The sequence below is a fragment of the Thauera phenylacetica B4P genome, assembly GCF_000310225.1.
GTDB classification, from domain to species: domain Bacteria; phylum Pseudomonadota; class Gammaproteobacteria; order Burkholderiales; family Rhodocyclaceae; genus Thauera; species Thauera phenylacetica.
In genome coordinates this window covers 1-4764 of the sequence record NZ_AMXF01000277.1, presented here as the reverse complement: position 1 = coordinate 4764, position 4764 = coordinate 1, and the positions used below count along the sequence as shown (strand labels likewise).

The following is a 4764-nucleotide window of genomic DNA, read 5'->3' as shown; positions in this document are numbered from 1 at the left end:
CTGCCGCCCGCCCGCCTCGCCGACACCGCGATCCACCCCGGCGCGCTCGAGCGCGCCCAGGCCGAGCTCGCCGCGCTGCAGCCGCTGTTCCAGCTCACCGGCGCGGTGCATGCGGCGGCGTGGTGCCGGCGCGACGGCAGCGTCGCACTGGTGCGCGAGGACGTCGGCCGCCACAACGCGCTCGACAAGCTCATCGGCGCGCTCGCCACGCGCGGCTGCGGCTTCGACGACGGCTTCGTGCTGATGACCAGCCGCGCCAGCTACGAGATCGTGCAGAAGGCCGCCACCGTCGGCATCGCCGCGATCGCCGCGCTGTCCGCGCCCACCGGCATGGCGGTGCGCCTGGCCGAGGCCGCCGGCGTCACGCTGGTCGGCTTCGCGCGCGGCCACCGCCACAGCGTCTACACCCACCCGCAACGCATCCACTGAGCGAGGAGTCCGCGATGACCACCGCCACCGCCCGCAACGAGCGCAAGGTTCCGAGCTACTGCTACAACTGCGTCGCCGGCCCCGACTTCATGAACGTCAAGGTGATCGACGGTGTGGCCACCGAGATCGAGCCCAACTTCGCCGCCGCCGAGGTCCATCCCGCGCGCGGTCGCGTGTGCGTGAAGGCGCACGGCCTGGTGCAGAAGACCTACAACCCGCACCGCATCCTGCAGCCGATGAAGCGCACCAACCCGAAGAAGGGGCGCAACGAGGACCCGGGCTTCGTGCCGATCTCCTGGGACGAGGCCCTCGACACCATCGCCGCCCGCCTCGCCGCGGTGCGCGAGAAGGGCCTCATCGACGACTCCGGCCTGCCGCGCGTGGCGGCCAGCTTCGGCCACGGCGGTACGCCGGCGATGTACATGGGCACCCTGCCCGCCTTCCTCGCCGCCTGGGGGCCGATCGACTTCAGCTTCGGCTCGGGCCAGGGCGTCAAGTGCGTGCACTCCGAGCACCTCTACGGTGAGTTCTGGCACCGCGCCTTCACCGTCGCCGCCGACACGCCCAACTGCCGCTACGTGATCTCGATCGGCAGCAACGTCGACGCCTCCGGCGGCCCGTGCGCGGTCACCCGCCACGCCGACGCGCGCGTGCGCGGCTACAAGCGCGTGCAGGTCGAGCCCCACCTGTCGATCACCGGCGCCTGTGCGTCCGAGTGGGTGCCGATCCGCCCCAAGACCGACCCCGCCTTCATGTTTGCGCTGATCCACGTGCTGGTGTGCGAGCACGGCGTCGGCGAGCTCGATCTGCCCTTCCTGCGCGACCGCACGTCCTCGCCCTACCTGGTCGGCCCCGACGGCCTCTACCTGCGCGACCCCGAGACCGCCAAGCCACTGGTGTGGGATCCCGCCGCCGGCCGCGCCATGCCTTTCGACACCCCGGGCGTCCAGCCCGCGCTCGAGGGCCGCTTCCGCGTCGCCGCGGCGCTCACGGTGGATGCGGACGACGCGCGCCAGCCGCTCGCCGACGTGGAGGGCGTGCCCGCCCACACGATGCTGGTCGAGCACATGCGCAAATACACGCCGGAGTGGGCGGAGGGCATCAGCGACGTGCCCGCGGCCACCATCCGCCGCATCGCCGGCGAGTACCTCGAGAACGCGCAGATCGGCGCCACCATCGAGGTGGACGGCGCCACCCTGCCGCTGCGCCCGGTCGCGGTCACCCTCGGCAAGTCGGTGAACAACGGCTGGGGCGCCTTCGAGTGCTGCTGGGCGCGCACCGTGCTCGCGACCCTGGTGGGCGCGCTCGAGGTACCGGGCGGCACCCTCGGCACCACCGTGCGGCTGAACCGCCCCCACGACGACCGCCACCTCAGCGTCACCGCCGGCGAGGACGGCTTCATGGCGCAAAAATTCAACCCCACCGACAAGGAGCACTGGGTCGCCCAGCCCACCGGGCGCAACGCCCACCGCACCCTGGTGCCGATCGTCGGCAACTCGGCGTGGAGCCAGGCGCTCGGCCCCACCCAGCTGGCCTGGATGTTCCAGCGCGAGGTGCCGCGCGACTTCAACATGCCCAAGCCGACCCTGCCCGACATCTGGTTCATCTACCGCTCCAACCCGGCGATCTCGTTCTGGGACACGCCCAGCCTCGTGGAGACGATCGCCACCTTCCCCTTCACCGTGTCCTTCGCCTACACGGTGGACGAGACCAACTTCTTCGCCGACCTGCTGCTGCCCGAGGCCACCGACCTCGAATCCCTGCAGATGATCAAGGTCGGCGGCACCAAGTTCGTCGAGCAGTTCTGGACCGCACGCGGCGTGGTGCTGCGCCAGCCGGCGGTCGAGCCGCAGGGCGAGGCGCGCGACTTCACCTGGATCAGCACCGAGCTGGCGCGCCGCACCGGCCTGCTCGAGCCCTACAACAAGGCGATCAACCGTGGCGCCGGCGGGGTCTCGCCGCTCGCCGGCGAGGGCTACGACTTCAGCCTCGACCCCACCCGCACGCACGAGGTCGACACGATCTGGGACGCGATCTGCCGCGCCGCGAGCACCGACCTCTCGCAGGGCCGGGAGACCCACGACCTCGCCTGGTTCAAGGAGCACGGCTTCTACACCGTGCCGATGCCACAGCGCTCGTGGTACCTGAGCCCAACCATGGCCGAGAAGGGCCTGCGCTACGAGCTGCCCTACCAGGAGCGCCTGCTGCGCATCGGCCGCGAGCTCGGCAACCGCCTGCACGAGCACGACATGCACTGGTGGGACACCCAGCTCTCCGAATACACCGCCCTGCCCGAATGGCACGACGTCCCCGGGCGCTGGGAGCAGGCCCTGGTCGACAGCGGCGCGAAGCCCGAGGACTACCCGCTGTGGCTGCTCGCCACCAAGAGCATGCAGTACCACACCGGCGGCAACGTCAGCATCGCGCTGATGCGCGAGGTCGCGCAGAACGTGCGCGGCCACGCCGGGGTGATCATGAACGCCAACACCGCCAAGGGCCTCGGCATCGCCGACGGCGACCGCGTCGAGATCCGCTCGCACATCGGCGCCACCTACGGCAAGGCGGTCCTCGCCCACGGCATCCGCCCCGACACCCTGGTGATCCCGGGCCAGTTCGACCACTGGGCCACGCCGGTCGCCAAGGACTTCGGCATGCCCAGCCTCAACACCGTGGCGCCGATGTCGCTCGAGCTCACCGACGCCACCGGCTCGGGCGCCGACATCGTGCGCGTGGCGATCCGCCGTCTCGAAGGGAGCAACGTGCAATGACCCGCTATGTGATGAGCATCGACCTGCGCCGCTGCGTGGGCTGCCAGACCTGCACCGCGGCGTGCAAGAACGCCAACGCCACCCCGCCCGGTGTGCAGTGGCGCCGCGTGCTCGACCTCGAGACCGGCGAGTTTCCCGACGTCCGCCGCAGCTTCCTGCCGACGGCCTGTATGCACTGCGCCGAGCCGCCGTGCGCGGAGGTCTGCCCCACCGAGGCGACGCAGAAGCGCCGCGATGGCCTGGTCACCATCGACTACGACGTCTGCATCGGCTGCGCCAACTGCGTGATGGCCTGTCCCTACGAGGCGCGCTCGATCGTGCACGAGCCGCGCTTCGCCTACGGCGACCAGCCGATCGCCTCCGAGGCGATCCGTTTCGACCCCTCGCGCATCTCGGTGGCGACCAAGTGCACTTTCTGCAAGGAGCGCATCGACGCCGCCGCGGCGAGCGGGCGCATCCCCGGGCGCGACCCCGAGGTCACCCCGGCCTGCGTCAACTCCTGCATCTCGGGCGCGATGGTCTTCGGCGACATCGACGACCCCGACAGCCCGGTCAGCCGCCTGCTCGCAAAGACGCAGCACTTCCACATGCACGAGGAGCTCGGCACCGGGCCGAGCGTCTATTACATCTGGGATCACCCCTGATGAAACCGAACCGTCCCCCTCTCCCCGGCCAGCCCGCGCCCCGCCTGCAGCAGCACTGGGACTGGCGCGCCGCCGGCAACTTCATCTGCGGCGGCAGCGGCGGCGGGCTCGTCCTGTTCGCCGGGCTCGCCGGCCTCACCGGCGTCGAGGTGCGCCCGCAGCTCGCCGCCGGCCTCGTCCTCGTGGCGCTCGGGCTGCTCTGCGTCTGGTTCGAGATCGGCCGGCCGTGGCGTGCGCTCAACGTCTTCCGCCACATCCGCACATCGTGGATGACGCGCGAGGCCTCGGTCGCGCTCGCGCTGTTCGGCGCCGGCGCGCTCGCGCTGCTCACCGCGCACCCCGCCGCGCAGGCGCTCGCCGGCCTGTGCGGCCTCGCCTTCGTGTATGCGCAGGCGCGCATCCTCGCCGCCGACAAAGGCATCCCCGCCTGGCGCCACGCGCGCTGCGCGCCGCTGGTTCTGGGCACCGGGCTGGCCGAGGGCGCGGGCCTGATCGCCGCGACCCTGACGGGCGGGTTGCAGCTCGCCGCCGCGCTCGTCCTGGTGCTCGCCCTGTCCGCCCGCCTGCTCTTGTGGAGACGCTACCTCGACGGCCTGCGCGCCGATCGCGCGCCGGCGGCCAGCGTGCAGGCCTTCGACGCGATCGCGCCGCGACTCGCGATGCTGGGCCACGTCCTTCCGGTCGGGCTCGCACTGCTCGCGCTCGCCGCAAACCTGGCCGGCCTGCCCGGCGCGTGGTTCGCGCTCGCCGCGGCGGGCCTGCTCGCGGTCCTGGTCGGCTGGTGGTTCAAATACACGCTGATCCGCCGCGCCGCCTTCACCCAGGGCATCGCGCTCAAGCACCACCCCGTACGCGGCGGCAAGCCCGCGGGCGTCGCCACCGCCACGCGGCTCGGCAACGCCTGAACGGCCACGCGGCCGGGC

The 4764-nt window shown here is 72.0% G+C and carries 4 protein-coding genes; all 4 read left to right on the top strand.

Translation table 11 applies throughout. From position 1 onward, the window contains the following. Positions 1-429 (top strand): formate dehydrogenase accessory sulfurtransferase FdhD (gene fdhD / locus C667_RS20300; RefSeq protein WP_039922471.1); only part of this gene is annotated, 429 nt, incomplete at its 5' end. A gap of 14 nt (positions 430-443) precedes the next feature. Continuing rightward, positions 444-3197 (top strand): molybdopterin-dependent oxidoreductase, encoded by a 2754-nt coding sequence (locus C667_RS20295; protein WP_004380070.1) that lies wholly within the window; start codon positions 444-446, stop codon positions 3195-3197. Then, complete coding sequence (locus tag C667_RS20290; protein WP_004380068.1) at positions 3194-3841, top strand: 4Fe-4S dicluster domain-containing protein; 648 nt, start codon at positions 3194-3196, stop codon at positions 3839-3841. Before C667_RS20295 ends, C667_RS20290 begins: the two co-directional genes overlap by 4 nt. Continuing rightward, positions 3841-4746, top strand: a complete 906-nt coding sequence (locus tag C667_RS20285; protein ID WP_004380066.1) for a DmsC/YnfH family molybdoenzyme membrane anchor subunit — start codon at positions 3841-3843, stop codon at positions 4744-4746. The genes C667_RS20290 and C667_RS20285 overlap by 1 nt, the downstream gene beginning before the upstream one ends. The last annotated feature ends 18 nt before the right edge of the window (positions 4747-4764 follow it).

What these genes read in the sequence shown, in the direction of transcription:
- C667_RS20290 (WP_004380068.1), top strand. Translation starts at nt 3,194, where the DNA reads ATGACCCGCTATGTGATGAGCATCGACCTGCGCCGCTGCGTGGGCTGC.
- C667_RS20295 (WP_004380070.1), top strand. Translation starts at nt 444, where the DNA reads ATGACCACCGCCACCGCCCGCAACGAGCGCAAGGTTCCGAGCTACTGC.
- C667_RS20285 (WP_004380066.1), top strand. Translation starts at nt 3,841, where the DNA reads ATGAAACCGAACCGTCCCCCTCTCCCCGGCCAGCCCGCGCCCCGCCTG.